The sequence below is a fragment of the Streptomyces sp. NPDC102451 genome (assembly GCF_044765485.1).
GTDB lineage: Bacteria > Actinomycetota > Actinomycetes > Streptomycetales > Streptomycetaceae > Streptomyces.
On sequence record NZ_JBIWKD010000004.1, the window covers coordinates 397,979 to 413,873 of the forward strand.

A 15,895-nucleotide genomic window follows, 5' to 3' on the forward strand; every position below is an offset into this window, starting at 1 on the left:
TCCGGTCAGGCCCTCGTGAGCACGAGCGCCGCGTTGTGGCCGCCGAAGCCGAGCGAGGTCTTGACGGCGCAGTCGAACGCGGCGTGCCGGGCCTCCTTGCTCACCACCTCGACGGGGATCGTGGGGTCGGGGGCGTCGAGGTTTCCGGTCGGCGGGACGAGCTGGTGCTGGAGCGCCAGGACGGTCAGGGCCGTCTCGATGCCGCCGGCGGCGCCCAGGGTGTGTCCGGTCATGGCCTTCGTCGAGGTGACGAGGGGGTGTTCGCCGAGGACGCGGCGGAGCATGACCGCCTCGATGAGGTCGTTGGCGACGGTCGACGTCCCGTGGGCGTTGACATGACCGATGTCGGAGGCGTCGAGGCCGGCGTCGTCCAGGGCGGTGCGCAGCGCGCGTTCGATGCCGAGGCCGTCGGGGTCGGGCGCGACGGCGGAGTGGGCGTCGCTGGAGGCCCCGTAGCCGGCGACGCGGGCGCGGACGGTGGCGCCGCGGGCGCGGGCGTGCTCGGGGTGCTCCAGGACGAGGAGGCCGGCGCCCTCGCCGACGACGAAGCCGTCGCGGTGCGTGTCGAAGGGACGGCAGGCGGCCCGGGGGTCGTCGCGACGGGTGGAGACGGCCCGCATCCGGCAGGCGCTGGCGATCAGGAGCCGGGAGCGGACGGATTCGGCGCCGCCCGCGACGACGATGTCGCAGGCCCCGGTGCGCAGCATCTGGTGGGCCGTTCCGATGGCCACGGTGCCCGACGAGCACGCGGTGGAGACGGCCTGGCTCGGGCCGTGCACCCCCAGGTCCATGGCGACGCTGCTGGCGGCGCCGTTGACGACGCTCAGCGGGGCGAGCTTCGGGGAGACGCGGTGCGCGCCGCGCTCGGTGAGGGTGGTGTGCTGTTCGTCGTAGAACGGCAGGCCGCCGTGGGCGGAGCCGATGACGACGGCGACCCGTCCGCTGTCCCAGACCGAGGGGTCGAGCCCCGCGTCGGCGACCGCCTCACGGGCGGCGACCACGGCGAGCTGCGAGAAGCGGTCCATCAGCCGCAGCGCGGCGACCCCGAGGGCGGCCTCGGTGTCCAGGGCGTCGACGGTGTACATGAAGTCGCAGGGCAGCCCGTCGAGTTCCGGCAGGTGCGGCACCGAGGGGGCGCCCGCCATGCCGCACACGCCGCGCCAGGCCGCCTCGGCCCCCACGCCGGCGGCGGTGACCAGACCGACCCCGGTGACGGCTGCGGCGAACGGCTCGATGCCCGGCCGGGCGGACCTGCGTGCGAACGGCCCCCGGCCCGTCACGCGCCGGCCCTGGTGCACACGGCCTCGACCAGACGGCCGACGGTGTCGCGCGACGACAGGACGACGTCCTCCAGATCGACGTCCATCCGGTCCTCGATGAGGAGCCGGAGTTCCTCCAGGGCGAGCGAGTCCAGCCGCAGTTGCCGGAGCGGCACCTCGGGCCGGATGGCCTCCGGAGCGGTTCCGAACCTGGTGACGAGCAAGGCGCTGATCTCTTCCGAGGTGCTCATGGGGAAGCTCCTCCGCTCTCGGGACGCGGTGGCGCCGGCCGCGTGGGGGGGTGAGATGGCCATCGGGGACGCCGGCTGCTCGGGAGGGACCCTTTATACGCCTTCGCGGCCGGCGCTCCCGACCCCGTTCCCCCGTGAGGAGGGGGGATGGCCAGGTGTACGAATTCCGCTTCGGCGCAGGGGCGTTCGGCCGCTCCGGGCCGTCGGCACGACGCGCACGGGGCGGGGAGGGAACGGGGGCGCCGGCGGGTCTGCCCGTTCCGCACCGCGAGCCGTACACTCCGCGATCATGACCTTCGAAACGGTGTACGCCGACGCGCCCGCGCCCGACGGGCCCGCCCTCTTCCCGACCATGTCCACCATGCGCGCCATGCGCCGCCTCAAGCCGGACGCCGTCCCGGACGAGACGATCGACCAGCTCATACAGGCCGCCGTCTGGGGGCCGAGCGGCGGCAACATGCAGTGTTACGAGTACGTGGTCGTCACCGACCGCGCGGTAATGGCCGAGCTGGCCCCGCTCTGGAAGCGGTGCGTGGACGCGTACCTCGCGACGACCGGCAAGCACGCGCCGAAGGGCATGGGCGACGCGGCGTACGGGCGGATGGTGGCGGCGATCGAGCACCAGCGCGACCACTTCGCCGACACCCCGGCGCTGATCATCCCCTGCTACAAGTTCCCGGAGGCGGAGTTCGACGAGGAGGGCCTCGGGATCTACGCCGAGTCGCTCGGCCCGGCCGGCCTCGAACACATGACGAACACGCAGACGCGCTTCCAGGCGCTCGCGGAGGGCTCCTGCGTCTATCCGGGCGTCCAGAACGTCCTGCTCGCGGCGCGGGCGCTGGGGCTCGCGGCCAACCTCACCATCTGGCACCTGATGCTGGAGCAGGAGTGGAAGAAGGCCCTCGGGATCCCGTCGGACACGCACACCTTCGCCGCCATTCCGGTGGGATGGCCGCAGGGCAACTTCGGCCCCGTCCGCCGCCGTCCGGTGGCCGACGTGGTCCACCGGAACCGCTGGTAGCGGCACCCGTGCGCCGTCGCCCTCCCCGGAGGGTGACGGCCCCCCGGGCGGTCTGCCCGAGAGTCTCCGCCGCCACCTCAACTCCATTGGAGTGAAAGGCATTTGGACACACGGAGGCGTCATTGTCATGCCCATAGCAGATGGGTAGCCTGTGCGGACTCAGCGGCCCCGGCCACCCCACCCGGCCCGGCGGCCTCTCCCTCCCCCACAGACCTGGAGCAGGTATGCCCCGACGTCCCGCCGACCACACCCGAGGCCGCGCAGCCGTTCTGGCCTCTCTCACCGTCACCGCCCTCGTCGCCACGGGCCATCCGGCCGGCGCCGCGCCCGCCGACGCGGACCCGATGAACCAGGCCTTCGAGCAGGCCGCCGCGGAGTACGGCGTACCGCGCGACCTGCTCGCCGCCGTCGGTTACGGCGAGACGCACCTGGACGGACACGCCGGGCGCCCCAGCCAGGACAACGGCTTCGGGGTGATGCACCTCGTGAGCAACCCCGTCAACCACTCCCTGGAGAAGGCCGCCGAACTGACGGGTGAGTCCACGGCCGACCTGCGCGAGGACACCGAGGCCAACATCCTGGGCGGCGCCGCCGTGCTGCGGAGCCACGCCGACGCCCTCGGCCTGGACCCGGCCGCGCGGGCGGACATCGACGCCTGGTACCCGGCCGTGGCCCGCTACAGCGGGACCGAGGGCTCCGTCGCCGCCCTCTACGCGGACACCGTCTACACCTTCCTCGCCCAGGGGCTGCGGGCGACCGTCACCGGCGGCGAGCAGATCACGGTCACCTCCCGCCCCGTCTCCCCCGAGAAGGGCCCCCTCGCCAAGGCCGACATCACCGCCAAGAGCCAGGACTACCCGGCGGCGCTCTGGGTGGCCGCCAACTCCGCCAACTTCGCCACGGGACGCACGGCGACGGTGGACAAGGTGGTCATCCACGTCACGCAGGGCTCGTACGCCGGAACCATCAGCTGGTTCCAGAACGCGACATCGAAGGTCAGCTCCCACTACGTGGTCCGTTCCTCGGACGGCCAGATCACCCAGATGGTGCGCGACAAGGACACCGCGTACCACGCCAAGAGCGCCAACGCCTCGTCACTCGGCATCGAGCACGAGGGGTTCGTCGACGACCCGTCGTGGTTCACCGACACCATGTACCGCTCCTCGGCGGCGCTGACGTCGTACCTGTGCGACCAGCACGGCATCCCCAAGGACCGGTCGCACATCATCGGGCACAGCGAGGCCCCCGGGAACGACCACACCGACCCGGGCGCCAACTGGAACTGGACCTACTACATGCAGCTCGTCGGCGGCGGCTCCGGCAGCGGCGCGGACGGGCTGAGCTTCACGTCGTACACGGCCCAGAAGACGGGCTCGACGGGCCCCCAGGTGAAGGCCGCCCAGACGCTGCTCAACCAGCAGGGGTACGACGCCGGCACCGAGGACGGCATCTTCGGGGCCAGGACGGAGAGCGCCGTACGGGCGTTCCAGACCGCCCGCGGCCTCGACTCCGACGGAACGGTCGGCCCGCAGACCTGGACCGCGCTGCTCTCCGCCGGCACCACGCCGACGCTGGTGACCGGCGCGTCGGGCGAGCCGGTGAAGCGGCTCCAGCGGGCGCTGACCGCGGCGCTGGGCAGAACGGTCGCCGTCGACGGGGCCTTCGGCGCGAACACGGACAAGGCTGTACGCGACTACCAGAGCACGCGGAAGCTGTCGGTCGACGGCAGCGCGGGCCCGAACACCTGGGCGGCGCTGCAGTCCGGACGCTGACACCCGCCCGCCCCGCGCCCGCCCGGCGCGGGGCGCCCGCGGTGCCGGCCGGCCTGGTGTCCGACGTATTCCACTGGCATTGGAGAGTGCCACTCTCTAACATAGGAAGCAGACAGCACCACTATCTATACCGAAGGTGAGTAGTGCGATGCCGACTCTGCCGTGGGTCACCCCTCAGCCGCCTCCGTCCGAAGGCACGACCGTGGTCATGGCCTCGCGCTTCGAGGTCCGTTCGCTGCGCGACGTACCGCGCTTCTTCCTGAAGTCGATGGCCGCGTGGAAGCAGGTCAGGTCCGCGCCGGGGGCCTTCGGCGCCTCGCTCGTCGCCCAGCCGCTGAAGCGGGTGTTCTTCACCCTCTCGGCCTGGGAGAGCCGCGAAGCGGTCTACGCCTTCGCCGGGACGGAGCCGCACCGCGGCATCATGACCGCGCTCAGGCCCACGATGCTCTCCTCCACCTTCACCTTCTGGGAGGCGCCGGTCGGGGAGCTGCCGATCACCTGGGACGAGGCGAAGCGGCGCATCGAGGAGCAGCGCGGGACCGAAGCCGCCGGGCAGGAGAACGCGACGCCCTGACACCGCTCCGGCCGCCCGTGCGCTCCGGTGCGCACCCGGAAGGCGCGGGTACGCCTTCCCGCGCACCACGCCCCCGGGCGAGTCTGGGCGCTGTCGGCACCCGGCCGACGGGACCCGGAGGGCGGTCGGACATGGCTCGTACGCAGTCGGCATGCGGAGCACCCACGCAGAAGGGCACGCGCTGTCAGCGACTGGCGATGAAGGGCGCCTCCCGGTGCGACCGGCACCGGGGCGACTGGTCGACGTACACCGTCGCCCGGCGCAAGGCGCGGGAGAAGGCGGCCCGTCGGCGCTGAGGAGGGACCGCCGGCAAGCAGGCCGCCTGCTCCCACGGTCGGCGCTCGGGCAGAATGGGCCGATGAGCGCCGACCTCTCCCACGCTCGGGCGCGGGCCCTCAGCCATGTGGCCTCGCTGTCGACGGGGCCGCCCCTGGACCCGTCCCTGCGCGTGACGCTGAACTTCCACCCCGACCGCGTCAACGGTGGCCTCACGGTCCTGGAACGGCTGGCGGAGGACAGGGTGTACGTCTCCCAGTTCGTCACGGGCACCAGCAACGGCGGGCTCACCGCGCACCCGGGCGGTGACCGGTGGCGCTGGGAGAGCCGGATCTTCGGCGGGGCCTACGACGGTGCGAGCGTCCATGAGCGGCCGGTCTACGGTGCGCTGGACTTCCGCGGCTCCCCCTACGGCGCGGCGCCCCGCTTCGGGTCCGCGCACTTCAGGCTGAGCGCCGAGGCGCTTCCCCGTGCCACGTTCTGCTACCCGGACAGCTTCCTGGAGCCCACCGACTTCGGTGTGGCGGCGGCCGGGAGCCAGCTCGTCGCGCTCGCCGAGGCGGACGTACGGGACGCCCTGGACGACTACATCGAGGCACAGGTGCACGGCCCCGTCCGGCTCGACCGTCATGTGGAGGCCCTCGTCCTCGACCCGTGCTTCCAGGGCACGGCGGTGGAGAAGGCCGCCCGCCAGCTGCCCTGCCCCCTGGAATGGCACGCCGGATTCCGGCTGGCCACCGAGGAGTTGAGGCGCCATCCGGAGTACCGGGGCCCGGAGTACGTGGAGTTGGGCGCCGCGCTCGCGGTCGGCGGGTCCCTCGACGCGCGGATCATCGGGGAGGCGGCCCTGACGGGGCGCCACGATCCGCAGGACCTCAAGCGGGTCTGGCACTGCCTGGCACGCTTCGGACGCTGAGCGGTCCGCCGTCCGGCCGTACGACGCGGTGGTCCCGCATCCCCACGCGGGATGCGGGACCACCTCGGGCGGGCCGTTCAGCGGGTCACTTCAGGCCGAAGGCCCTGATGATCTCCTGGTCGACGGCGAGACCGCCGGGGCCCTCGGCGTGCGCCTTGAGCGAGACGGAGGTGGCTCCCTTGCCCGGCGTCCTGAACCCGGCGGTCCAGGAACCGTTCGGCCCCTTGCTCAGCTCGGCCGCGCTCCAGCTCTTCCCGTCGTCGTAACTGACCGACAGCGAGGCCTTCTTCGCCTTCACCGCACCGTCCAGCCACTCCTGCGTACCGGAGGACAGGCCGACCTCGGTCCAGCGGCCGGCCTTGACGTCACCCGCGAGGTCGGTGTCGACGTCGAAGTCCAGCTGGAGCATCGGGATGTCCTCCCGGCCCGGGCCGCCCTCGTCGAGCGCCCCCGACTCGAACTCCCACGAGCTGTGCGTGCGCGTGGAGGTCTTCCAGGTGTCCGCGTCCCTGGCGGAGTCGATGACCAGCCGGTACGGCAGCGTGTCGGCGGACAGGTCTCCCACGTAGCCGGCGCGGCCGGCACCCTTCGTGAGCAGGGTGTCGCCCTGGTAGAAGGCGTACGAGGTCGTGTCGTACTCGTCCATGGGCATCGAACCGGAGTGTCCGGCACCGGCGTCCGTCCACGGGGTGATGTTGAACTGCAGGTCGTTGGACGCGGTGCGGAACGGACCCCAGTACCCGGTGCCGAGGCGGGGGCGGGTGACCGGGGCGAACCACTCGGCGCGGTAGGTGCGGCCCGCCGTGTAGTCCAGCTCGCCGCTGCGCATCTCGGCGGCGGTGTCGGTGGCGTCGGCGTTCAGCACCGAGTGGTTCTCGTACCAGAAGGAGTCGCCGGGCAGCGGGTTGACCCACTCGGTGCGGGTGCCGGGGAACTTCTCGTACTCCTCGAAGCCGAAGCCCGGCCCGTAGTCCGGGATGTCGTAGCGGTATCCGCCGCCGAGTGTCGCCTTGTGGCCGTAGAAGGTGTTCTCCACCTTCGCGAGCTGACGGGCCGCCGGGGCGAAGGCCAGCGAGCGGTCCGGGACGGCGCCGTCATGACGGTCCACCAGGTCGTAGACGTACGAGGCGTACTTCTTCTGGTCGACGGAGAGCTTCTTGCCGCGCTGCGCCGCCTTGATCAGGGTCTGTCCCGCGAGCTTCTGCACGGATGCGACGGGGATCGTGGTCTGCTCGCCGTACGGCGCGTAGCTCTCCATCGCCACCCCACGGCCGTCGTTGACGACGAAGAGCGCCTTGGCGCCCGCCGCGAGTGCGTTGGCCAGCCGGTCGGCGGGCGGGACCGCGTCGCTCCGGGTGACGACGACGGCCTTGCCCTTGACGCCGCGGCCCTCGTAGTCGGCCGTACCGCCGTTGCCCGCGAAGACACCGGTGAGCTTCCGCTCGCTGTCCTCGGCGACGGCCGAGCCGTTCTGCACCGTGACGGGGACGTCGTGGCCGTCGGCCGTCAGGTCGATCAGCTCCTCGCTCTGGCGCCAGCGGGTGAGGAAGCTGAAGCTGCCCTGGGTGACCTTCTTCGTGGGGCTCGCCCACAGCTGGTCGTAGGTCAGCGGGATCTGGAAGGCGTCGCGCTGGACGGTGCCGTCCGGGGCGGTGCGCGCCATGTCGTAGCGCAGTTGCCTGGTCTCGGTCTCCTTGGGCGTGCGCACACTGACCTTGCGGGCCTTCGACGCGTCCAGGGTGACCGTGGTGGCCTTGTCCAGGATGGTCTCGGGGGCCGCGAGGAAGGCGACGGCCTTGGAGTCCGCACGGTCGCCGTCGATGTCGGCGGCGGACCAGGCGGTGTAGTTGCCCGGGGGCAGCCGCAGGGTGGTGTCACCCGGGACGGCGACGACGCCCAGGTTCGGGTCTCCGAGTTCAGCGATGACGACAATGCCGTCCATCGGCTCGCCGGACCGGTCGCGGAGCTGGAGCGTCAGGTCGTAGAGCTCCTGCTCCTTGTTCAGGGCGAAGCCGGTGTGCGCGACGGTCGCGCCGGTCCCGTCCACGGCGACGACCTGCCCGGAGAACTGGGTGGCGTTCGGGACCTGGGACGGGTCCAGCGACAGCACCACCTCGGCGGTGGAGCCGGCCGGGACCGTCAGCGTGGACGCGGAGAGCGTGTACGCCTTCGAGTCCGTGTCGGTGGCCAGGCTCAGGGTGACGTCCCGCGTCCCGGTGTTGCGGTAGGTGATCGTACGCTCGGCGACCGGGTCGGACGCGGAGTGCGGCCAGTCGTACGAGGCGACCTCGACGGAGCCGGTGGCCTCGATCGTCGTGTCGACGGCCGCCTTCACGTCGAGACGGCCGGTGCCCTGTTCGTACGGCGAGTGGTCGGCCAGCTCCTTGGAGGAGCTCATCAGCGCGTCCTTGATGCGCTGGCCGGACCAGTCGGGGTGACGCTGCTTCAGGATGGCCGCGGCGCCGGCGACGTGCGGGGTGGCCATCGACGTACCGGACATCGACTGGTACATGCCCTCGATGCCGGGCACCGACTGGGAGGCGGCGGCGTTGATGTCGACACCCGGGGCGGACAGGTCCGGCTTCAGGCCGTAGGACCGGACGAGCGGGCCCATCGAGGAGAAGTCGGCGCGGTTGTCGCTCTTGTCGACGGCGGCGACGGTGAGCGCCTTGGCCGCCGAGCCGGGCGACCCGATCGTGCCCGCGCCGTAGGAGTTGCCCGCGGCGATCACGAAGAGCGGTCCGCCGTCGGCGGAGAGCGCGTCGACGGCCTGGGACATCGGGTCGGTGCCGTCGTCCGGGATGCTGGAGCCGAGGCTCATGGAGACGACGTCGGCGCCTTCGGCCTTCGCCCACTCCATGGCCTCGATGATGCCGGAGTCGGCGCCGGAGCCCTCGTCGCTGAGGACCTTGCCGACGATCAGGTCGGCGGCGGGGGCGACGCCCTTGTTGAGGCCGTCCGACGCCGCGCCCGAGCCCGCGATGGTGGAGGCGACGTGCGTGCCGTGGCCGTTCCGGTCGACGACCTCCTCACCGGGGACGAAGCTCTTCGACTGCGTGACGCGGTCCTTGACGTCCGGGTGCGTCGCGTCGATGCCCGTGTCCAGGACGGCGACCGTGGTGCCCTTGCCGTCGTAGCCCTCGGCCCAGGCCTGCGGGGCGTTGACCTGCGGCACGGAGTCCTTGAGTGCCACCTCGGCCTTGCCGTCGAGCCACAGCGCGGCGATGCCCTTGTCCAGCGAACGGCTCTTCCGCGTACGGGAGATGTCGCTCCAGAACGCGCGGGCGTCGTCCTTGTCGGTCTTCAGCGCCGCACCGTTCACCGACTCCAGCCGGCGCACCGCCTCGCTGCCGCGTGGGGCGGCGGGAAGCGAACGCGCCGTGCCCGCAGGGTAGGTGGCGATCAGCGGGATGCCACCGGAGCGCGCGTCGTCGTAGCCCATCTCGACCAGCGTCGAGATGTCGAACAGCCGGCGGTCGAGCTTCCGGGCCGCGATGAGGGTGCTCGCCTCGTCGGGGATGACGAAGATGTCTCCCCCGGCCTGCTGCACGTGCACGCCGCCCTCCGCGCCGTCGGGGCGGTCGACGGTGACGGTGTCCTGGTTGCCGGTGCCGTCCGAGTAGTGGACGACGTCGCCGGTGATCAGCGTGATGTCGTAGTCGCGGGGCGCCTCGGGGGCCCGGCGGTCCGCGGCGGCCGACGGCTTCGGGGCGGCGGCGGTCGCGGAACCCGCCGCGGGGAGCATGACACCGCTCACGAGGGCGACCGAGGTCGCTATGAGCAGAGCCCTGCGTCCCGCACGAGCGGGTCTCGCCCGGCCGGACCCGGAGGAGGGGGAAATTGTCATGCAGCTGATCTACCGGTAAATCCGGGGCCACGGACAGCTTCACCCCTGGCGTGAAACCGCCGTGGCGGCAACCCGCCCGCCGTGAACAGCCGGCGGTGGTCCGGATCAGGCCACCGAGGCCAGTCGCGTGCCGCTCTCGTGGTGGATCGGGGTGTGGGCGCCCTTCAGGGGCAGGCCGCTGCCGCCGCGCCGCTCCGCGACGATCTCCGCCGCGATCGACAGGGCCGTCTCCTCCGGGGTACGGGCTCCGAGGTCCAGCCCGATCGGCGAGTGCAGGGCGGCCAGTCGGTGCTCGCTGACACCGGCCTCGCGCAGCCGTTCGTTGCGCTCCAGGTGGGTGCGGCGCGAGCCCATCGCACCGACGTAGGCGACGGGCAGGCGCAACGCCAGTTCCAGCAGCGGGATGTCGAACTTGGCGTCGTGCGTCAGGACGCAGAGCACCGTGCGCGCGTCCACCTCGGTGGTGGCCAGATAACGGTGCGGCCAGTCGACGACGATCTCGTCGGCGTCCGGGAAGCGGGCCGCCGTGGCGAAGACGGGGCGGGCGTCGCACACGGTGACGCGGTAGCCGAGGAACCGTCCGGCGCGCACCAGGGCGGCGGCGAAGTCGATGGCCCCGAAGACGATCATCCGGGGCGGCGGGACGCTCGATTCGACGAGCAGGGTGACGGGGCTGCCGCAGCGGGAGCCCTCGGCGCCGACGACGATCTCGCCGGTACGGCCGGCGTCGAGCATCGCGCGCGCCTCGGCGGCGACGGTGCGGTCCAGCTCGGGGTGTCCGCCGAGCCCGCCGTCGTACGTCCCGTCGGGGTGGACCAGCAGGGGGCGGCCGAGCAGGGTGTCCGGCCCTTCGGTGACACGGGCGACCGCCGCCGCCCGGCCCTCGGCCGCGGCGGCGAACGCGGCGGCGTACACCGGGCGCGCGGGGTCGTCCGCGCGCACCGGTGTCACCAGGATGTCGATGACGCCGCCGCAGGTCAGGCCGACCGCGAAGGCGTCGTCGTCGCTGTAGCCGAAGCGCTCGCGCACGGGGGTGCCGTCCTCGATCGCCTGTCGGCACAGCTCGTACACCGCGCCCTCCACACATCCGCCGGAGACCGATCCGACGGCCGTTCCCTCGCTGTCCACGGCGAGGGCGGCGCCCGGCTGCCGGGGCGCGCTGCCGCCGACGGCCACCACGGTGGCCACGGCGAACACGCGTCCCTGCCCGACCCACCGGTGGAGCTCCTCGGCGATGTCCAGCATGGCGTGTCTCCTTCTGACTGAGGTGCAAAGGGGGCGGCGTGGCGTCAGCTGACGCCCAGCCAGCTCTCGATGGGGTGCAGGGCGAAGTACACGAGGAAGACCAGCGTCAGGACCCACATGAAGACACCGACCTCGCGGGCCCTGCCCTGGGCGAGCTTGATGGCGGAGTACGAGATGACGCCCGCGGCGACACCGGTGGTGATGGTGTACGTGAACGGCATCAGGACCACGGTGAGGAAGACCGGTACGGCCACGGAGCGGTCGCTCCAGTCCACGTGCCGGGCGTTCTGCATCATCATGGCGCCGATGACGACCAGGGCGGCGGAGGCCACCTCGGCGGGCACGATCGCCGTGAGCGGGGTGAAGAAGAGGCAGGCCGCGAAGAACAGTCCGGTGACGACGGAGGCGAGCCCGGTGCGGGCGCCCTCACCTACCCCGGTCGCCGACTCGACGAACACGGTCTGTCCGGAGCCGCCGGCGACACCGCCGATCGCACCGCCCGCGCCGTCGATGAACAGGGCCTTCGACAGGCCCGGCATCCGGCCCTTGTCGTCCGCGAGCTTCGCCTCCGTACCGACGCCGATGATGGTGGCCATCGCGTCGAAGAAGCCGGCCAGGACGAGCGTGAACACGATCATGCCGACCGTCATCACGCCGACGTCGCCCCAGCCGCCGAACTCGACGTCCCCGAAGAGCGAGAAGTCCGGTGAGGAGACCGCGCTGCCGCTCAGCTCGGGCGGGCCGCTGCTCCACGCCTTGGGGTCGATGTCGCCGACTGCGTTGACGAGGATCGCGGCCAGGGTACCGACGACGATGCCGATCAGGATCGCGCCGGGCACGTTGCGCGCCTGGAGCATGAAGATCAGGAGCAGGGTCACGGCGAAGATGAGGACCGGCCAGCCGGCCAGCTCACCCGCCGGGCCCAGGGAGAGGGGCGTCGCCGTCCCCTTGTGGACGAAGCCGGCCTTGAAGAGGCCGATGAGGGCGATGAAGAGGCCGATCCCGATGGTGATGCCGTGTTTCAGCGCCAGCGGGATGGCGTTCATGATCATCTCGCGGAGTCCGGTGACCACCAGGAGGCAGATCACCAGCCCGTAGATCACACACATGCCCATGGCCTGCGGCCAGGTCATGGCCGGTGCGACCTGCGAGGCGAGCACACCGGAGACGCTGAGCCCCGCGGCGAGCGCGAGGGGCACCTTGCCGATGAAGCCCATCAGCAGGGTGGTGGCCGCCGCCGCGAGCGCGGTGGCGGTGATCAGGCCCGGCTGGCCGAGCAGCTGGCCGTCGACGTCCTTGCCGCCGAGGATGAGCGGGTTGAGCAGGAGGATGTACGCCATGGCCATGAAGGTCGTGACGCCGCCGCGCACTTCGCGCGCGACGGTCGATCCTCGTTCGGATATGTGGAAGTACCGGTCGAGCCAGGACCGTCCGGCGGGGACGCGCGAGCCGGGGCCCGCGTCCTCCGCGCTCGTCCTGGGTTCCACGGACTGCTGGGTCATGTTGCCTGACTCCCAAGGTTCACAGGGGCACCCGCGTGGAGCTCTGGAGACTGCGGGATTTGGGATGACTGCGAGGCGCACGACCCGGGGGACGGCCCGAGGCGAACTCTTCGTGCAGATGGAGCGGTTGTGCGATGACTCCGGGCGGTGCGGGGCGCGGGGAAGTGTGACGTTCACGGCAGGCACGCACCGCCCGGAGGGTATTGAGGGCCCGTCAGGTACCTGTGATGTGCTCGGGGCGCACCGGTGTCCTGTTGAGCTCCAGGCCCGTCGCGTTCCGGATCGCCGCGAGGACGGCCGGGGTGGACGACAGGGTGGGGGCCTCGCCGATGCCGCGCAGCCCGTACGGGGCGTGGTCGTCGGCGAGTTCGAGCACGTCGACCGGGATGGTCGGCGTGTCGAGGATGGTGGGGATGAGGTAGTCGGTGAAGGACGGGTTGCGCACCTTCGCCGTCTTCGGGTCGACGATGATCTCCTCCATGACGGCGACACCCAGCCCCTGGGTGGTGCCGCCCTGGATCTGGCCCACGACCGACAGCGGGTTGAGCGCCTTGCCGACGTCCTGGGCGCACGCGAGCTCGATGACCTTGACCAGGCCGAGTTCGGTGTCGACCTCGACGACCGCGCGGTGCGCGGCGAAGGAGTACTGCACGTGGCCGTTGCCCTGGCCGGTGCGCAGGTCGAAGGCTTCGGTGGGCCGGTGGCGCCACTCCAGCTCGACGTCGACCGCCTCGCCCTCCAGCACATCGGCCAGTGAGGCGAGCGCCTCCCCGCCGTCGGTGACGACCTTGCCGCCCTCCAGGAGGAGTTCGGCGGTGGCCCACGCGGGGTGGTAGGTGCCGAACTTGCGGCGGCCGATCTCCAGGACCTGCTCCCGGACGGCCTCGCAGGAGTTCTTCACGGCGCCCCCGGTGACGTACGTCTGCCGGGAGGCTGAGGTGGAGCCCGCGGAGCCGACCTGGGTGTCCGCCGGGTGGATGGTGACCTGGTTGACGCCCAGTTCGGTACGGGCGATCTGGGCGTGGGCGGTGACGCCGCCCTGTCCTACCTCGGCCATCGCGGTGTGCACGGTGGCCACCGGTTCGCCGTTGATGACCTCCATCCGCACCCGGGCGGTGGAGTAGTCGTCGAACCCTTCGGAGAAGCCGACGTTCTTCAGCCCGACGGCGTACCCGACGCCGCGCACCACGCCTTCGCCGTGGGTGGTGTTGGACAGCCCGCCGGGCAGCGCGCGTACGTCGACGGAGCTGCCCTCCGCGTCGGCCGAGAGCCACTGCTGCTCGGGCGGCAGGGGCCGGGCCTTGACGCGGCGCAGCAGTTCGGCCACGGGGGCCGGCGAGTCGACGGGCTGCCCGGTGGGGAGCAGGGTGCCCTGCTCCATGGCGTTCAGCTGCCGCAGTTCCACCGGGTCCATGTCCAGGGCGGCGGCCAGCTTGTCCATCTGCGCCTCGTAGGCGAAGCATGCCTGGACCGCGCCGAAGCCGCGCATGGCGCCGCAGGGCGGGTTGTTGGAGTAGAGCGCGATCGCCTCGATGTCGACGTCCTCGACGACGTACGGTCCGACCGCGAGCGAGGAGGCGTTGCCGACGACGGCCGGGGACGCGGAGGCGTAGGCGCCGCCGTCCAGCACGATCCGGCACTTCATGTGGGTGAGCTTGCCGTCCTTGGTGGCCCCGTGCTCGTAGTGGAGCTTGGCGGGGTGCCGGTGGACGTGCCCGAAGAAGGACTCGAAGCGGTTGTAGACCATCTTGACGGGCTTGCCGGTGCGCAGTGCGAGCAGGCAGGCGTGGATCTGCATCGACAGGTCCTCGCGCCCGCCGAAGGCGCCGCCGACGCCGGAGAGCGTCATGCGGACCTTGTCCTCGGGGAGGCCGAGGACGGGGGCGATCTGGCGGAGGTCGGAGTGCAGCCACTGGGTGGCGACGTACAGCTCGACACCGCCGTCCTCGGACGGCACGGCGAGTCCTGACTCGGGGCCGAGGAAGGCCTGGTCCTGCATCCCGAAGACGTAGTCGCCGGTGACGATCACGTCGGCCCGGGCGGCGGCCGCGTCCGCGTCGCCGCGGACGATGGGCTGGCGGTGGACGATGTTGGGGTGCGGGACGTGGCCGATGTGGTGGTCGGTGCGGCCTTCGTGGATCAGGATCGCGTCGGGGGCGGTCGCGGACGCCTCGTCCGTGACGACGGGCAGTTCGGCGTAGTCGATGCGGATCTTGGCGGCGGCGCGGCGCGCGGTCTCGGGGTGGTCGGCGGCGACGAGCGCCACGGGTTCGCCGTGGTGGCGGACCTTGCCGTGGGCGAGGACGGGGGTGTCCTGGATCTCCAGCCCGTAGTTCTTCATCTCGGCGGGCAGGTCGTCGTAGGTCAGGACGGCGTACACACCGGGGGTGGCGAGGGCCTCGCCGATGTCGATGGAGCGGATCTCGGCGTGCGCGACGGTGGAGCGGAGCGTGTGGCCCCACAGCATGTCCTCGTGCCACATGTCCGAGGAGTACGCGAACTCGCCGGTGACCTTGAGGGTGCCGTCGGGGCGCAGGGTGGACTCGCCGATGCCGCCCCGGGTCTGCGAGCCCTGGGTGATCTTGGTGGGGGTGCCGGCCGGTACGGACGCGGCTCGTGGGTGCAGCGCCATGGCTATCGGACCGCCTCTTCCTGACGGGCGGCCGCGAGACGGACCGCGTCGAGGATCTTCTCGTAACCGGTGCAGCGGCAGAGGTTGCCGGAGAGGGCCTCGCGGATGTCCTGGTCGGACGGGGAGGGCTGTGTCTCCAGCAGTTCGTCGGCGGCGACCAGCAGGCCGGGGGTGCAGAAGCCGCACTGCACGGCGCCCGCGTCGATGAACGCCTGCTGGACCGGGGAGAGTTCGGCGGCCTCGGCGCTCTGCCCGTCGGTGGGCCTGGCCTGCCACCGCTGGGCGGCGTCGAGCGAGGTGCCGCAGGTGCCGGCGGCGCAGCCGGTGCCGGGGTGGGCGTCGTCGCGGTGCCGGGCGTAGTCCGCCAGGCCCTCGACGGTGACGACCTCGCGGCCCTCGGCCTGGCCCGCCGCGACGAGGCAGGAGCAGACCGGCACCCCGTCGAGGCGGACCGTGCAGGAGCCGCATTCGCCCTGCTCACAGGCGTTCTTGGAGCCGGGCAGGCCCATGCGCTCGCGCAGGACGTACAGGAGGGACTCGCCCTCCCAGACATCGTCGGCCTCCTGCTTGCGGCCGTTGACCGTGAAATTCACTCGCATG

12 protein-coding genes are annotated in these 15,895 nt (G+C 71.9%); 5 read left to right on the forward strand and 7 right to left on the reverse strand.

Annotated elements, in window-relative coordinates:
- Positions 1 to 5 precede the first annotated feature (5 nt).
- Positions 6 to 1,280 (reverse strand): beta-ketoacyl-[acyl-carrier-protein] synthase family protein, encoded by a 1,275-nt coding sequence (locus ACIRD8_RS12055; protein WP_403989324.1) that lies wholly within the window; start codon positions 1,278 to 1,280, stop codon positions 6 to 8.
- The gene (locus ACIRD8_RS12060; RefSeq protein WP_403989325.1) at positions 1,277 to 1,510 is read right to left on the reverse strand and encodes an acyl carrier protein; all 234 of its coding nucleotides are present in this window, start codon (positions 1,508 to 1,510) and stop codon (positions 1,277 to 1,279) included. Before ACIRD8_RS12060 ends, ACIRD8_RS12055 begins: the two co-directional genes overlap by 4 nt.
- A 289-nt stretch (positions 1,511 to 1,799) precedes the next feature.
- Between ACIRD8_RS12060 and ACIRD8_RS12065 the strand changes: the two genes are divergently transcribed.
- From ACIRD8_RS12065 to ACIRD8_RS12085, 5 genes are all read left to right on the forward strand, one after another.
- A complete protein-coding gene (locus tag ACIRD8_RS12065) occupies positions 1,800 to 2,531 on the forward strand; it encodes a nitroreductase family protein (protein ID WP_403989327.1) in 732 nt (243 codons plus the stop codon).
- 224 nt (positions 2,532 to 2,755) lie between these two features.
- A complete protein-coding gene (locus ACIRD8_RS12070) occupies positions 2,756 to 4,303 on the forward strand; it encodes a peptidoglycan-binding protein (RefSeq protein ID WP_403989329.1) in 1,548 nt (515 codons plus the stop codon).
- A 148-nt stretch (positions 4,304 to 4,451) separates the two neighbouring features.
- Positions 4,452 to 4,877, forward strand: coding sequence for a DUF3291 domain-containing protein (locus ACIRD8_RS12075; protein WP_403989331.1), 426 nt, complete (start codon positions 4,452 to 4,454; stop codon positions 4,875 to 4,877).
- A gap of 131 nt (positions 4,878 to 5,008) precedes the next feature.
- The gene (locus ACIRD8_RS12080) at positions 5,009 to 5,173 is read left to right on the forward strand and encodes a hypothetical protein (RefSeq protein WP_403989333.1); all 165 of its coding nucleotides are present in this window, start codon (positions 5,009 to 5,011) and stop codon (positions 5,171 to 5,173) included.
- Between the two features lie 62 nt (positions 5,174 to 5,235).
- A complete protein-coding gene (locus ACIRD8_RS12085; RefSeq protein WP_403989335.1) occupies positions 5,236 to 6,069 on the forward strand; it encodes a DUF3626 domain-containing protein in 834 nt (277 codons plus the stop codon).
- A gap of 85 nt (positions 6,070 to 6,154) precedes the next feature.
- On the opposite strand, the gene ACIRD8_RS12090 is transcribed toward ACIRD8_RS12085, so the two are convergent.
- The 5 genes from ACIRD8_RS12090 to ACIRD8_RS12110 all read right to left on the reverse strand — a co-directional run bounded on the left by ACIRD8_RS12090 (position 6,155) and on the right by ACIRD8_RS12110 (position 15,894).
- Complete coding sequence (locus ACIRD8_RS12090; RefSeq protein WP_403989337.1) at positions 6,155 to 9,916, reverse strand: S8 family serine peptidase; 3,762 nt, start codon at positions 9,914 to 9,916, stop codon at positions 6,155 to 6,157.
- A gap of 105 nt (positions 9,917 to 10,021) precedes the next feature.
- Positions 10,022 to 11,161 carry an XdhC family protein gene (locus ACIRD8_RS12095; protein WP_403989339.1) on the reverse strand — a complete coding sequence of 380 codons (1,140 nt, stop codon included), beginning with the start codon at positions 11,159 to 11,161 and terminating at the stop codon, positions 10,022 to 10,024.
- A 44-nt stretch (positions 11,162 to 11,205) separates the two neighbouring features.
- Positions 11,206 to 12,663: an NCS2 family permease gene (locus ACIRD8_RS12100; RefSeq protein WP_403989341.1), complete on the reverse strand. Its 1,458-nt coding sequence runs from the start codon at positions 12,661 to 12,663 to the stop codon at positions 11,206 to 11,208.
- A gap of 214 nt (positions 12,664 to 12,877) precedes the next feature.
- Positions 12,878 to 15,295 carry a xanthine dehydrogenase family protein molybdopterin-binding subunit gene (locus ACIRD8_RS12105; protein WP_403989343.1) on the reverse strand — a complete coding sequence of 806 codons (2,418 nt, stop codon included), beginning with the start codon at positions 15,293 to 15,295 and terminating at the stop codon, positions 12,878 to 12,880.
- A gap of 2 nt (positions 15,296 to 15,297) precedes the next feature.
- Positions 15,298 to 15,894, reverse strand: a complete 597-nt coding sequence (locus ACIRD8_RS12110; RefSeq protein ID WP_360360147.1) for a (2Fe-2S)-binding protein — start codon at positions 15,892 to 15,894, stop codon at positions 15,298 to 15,300.
- Position 15,895: the final 1 nt, after the last annotated feature.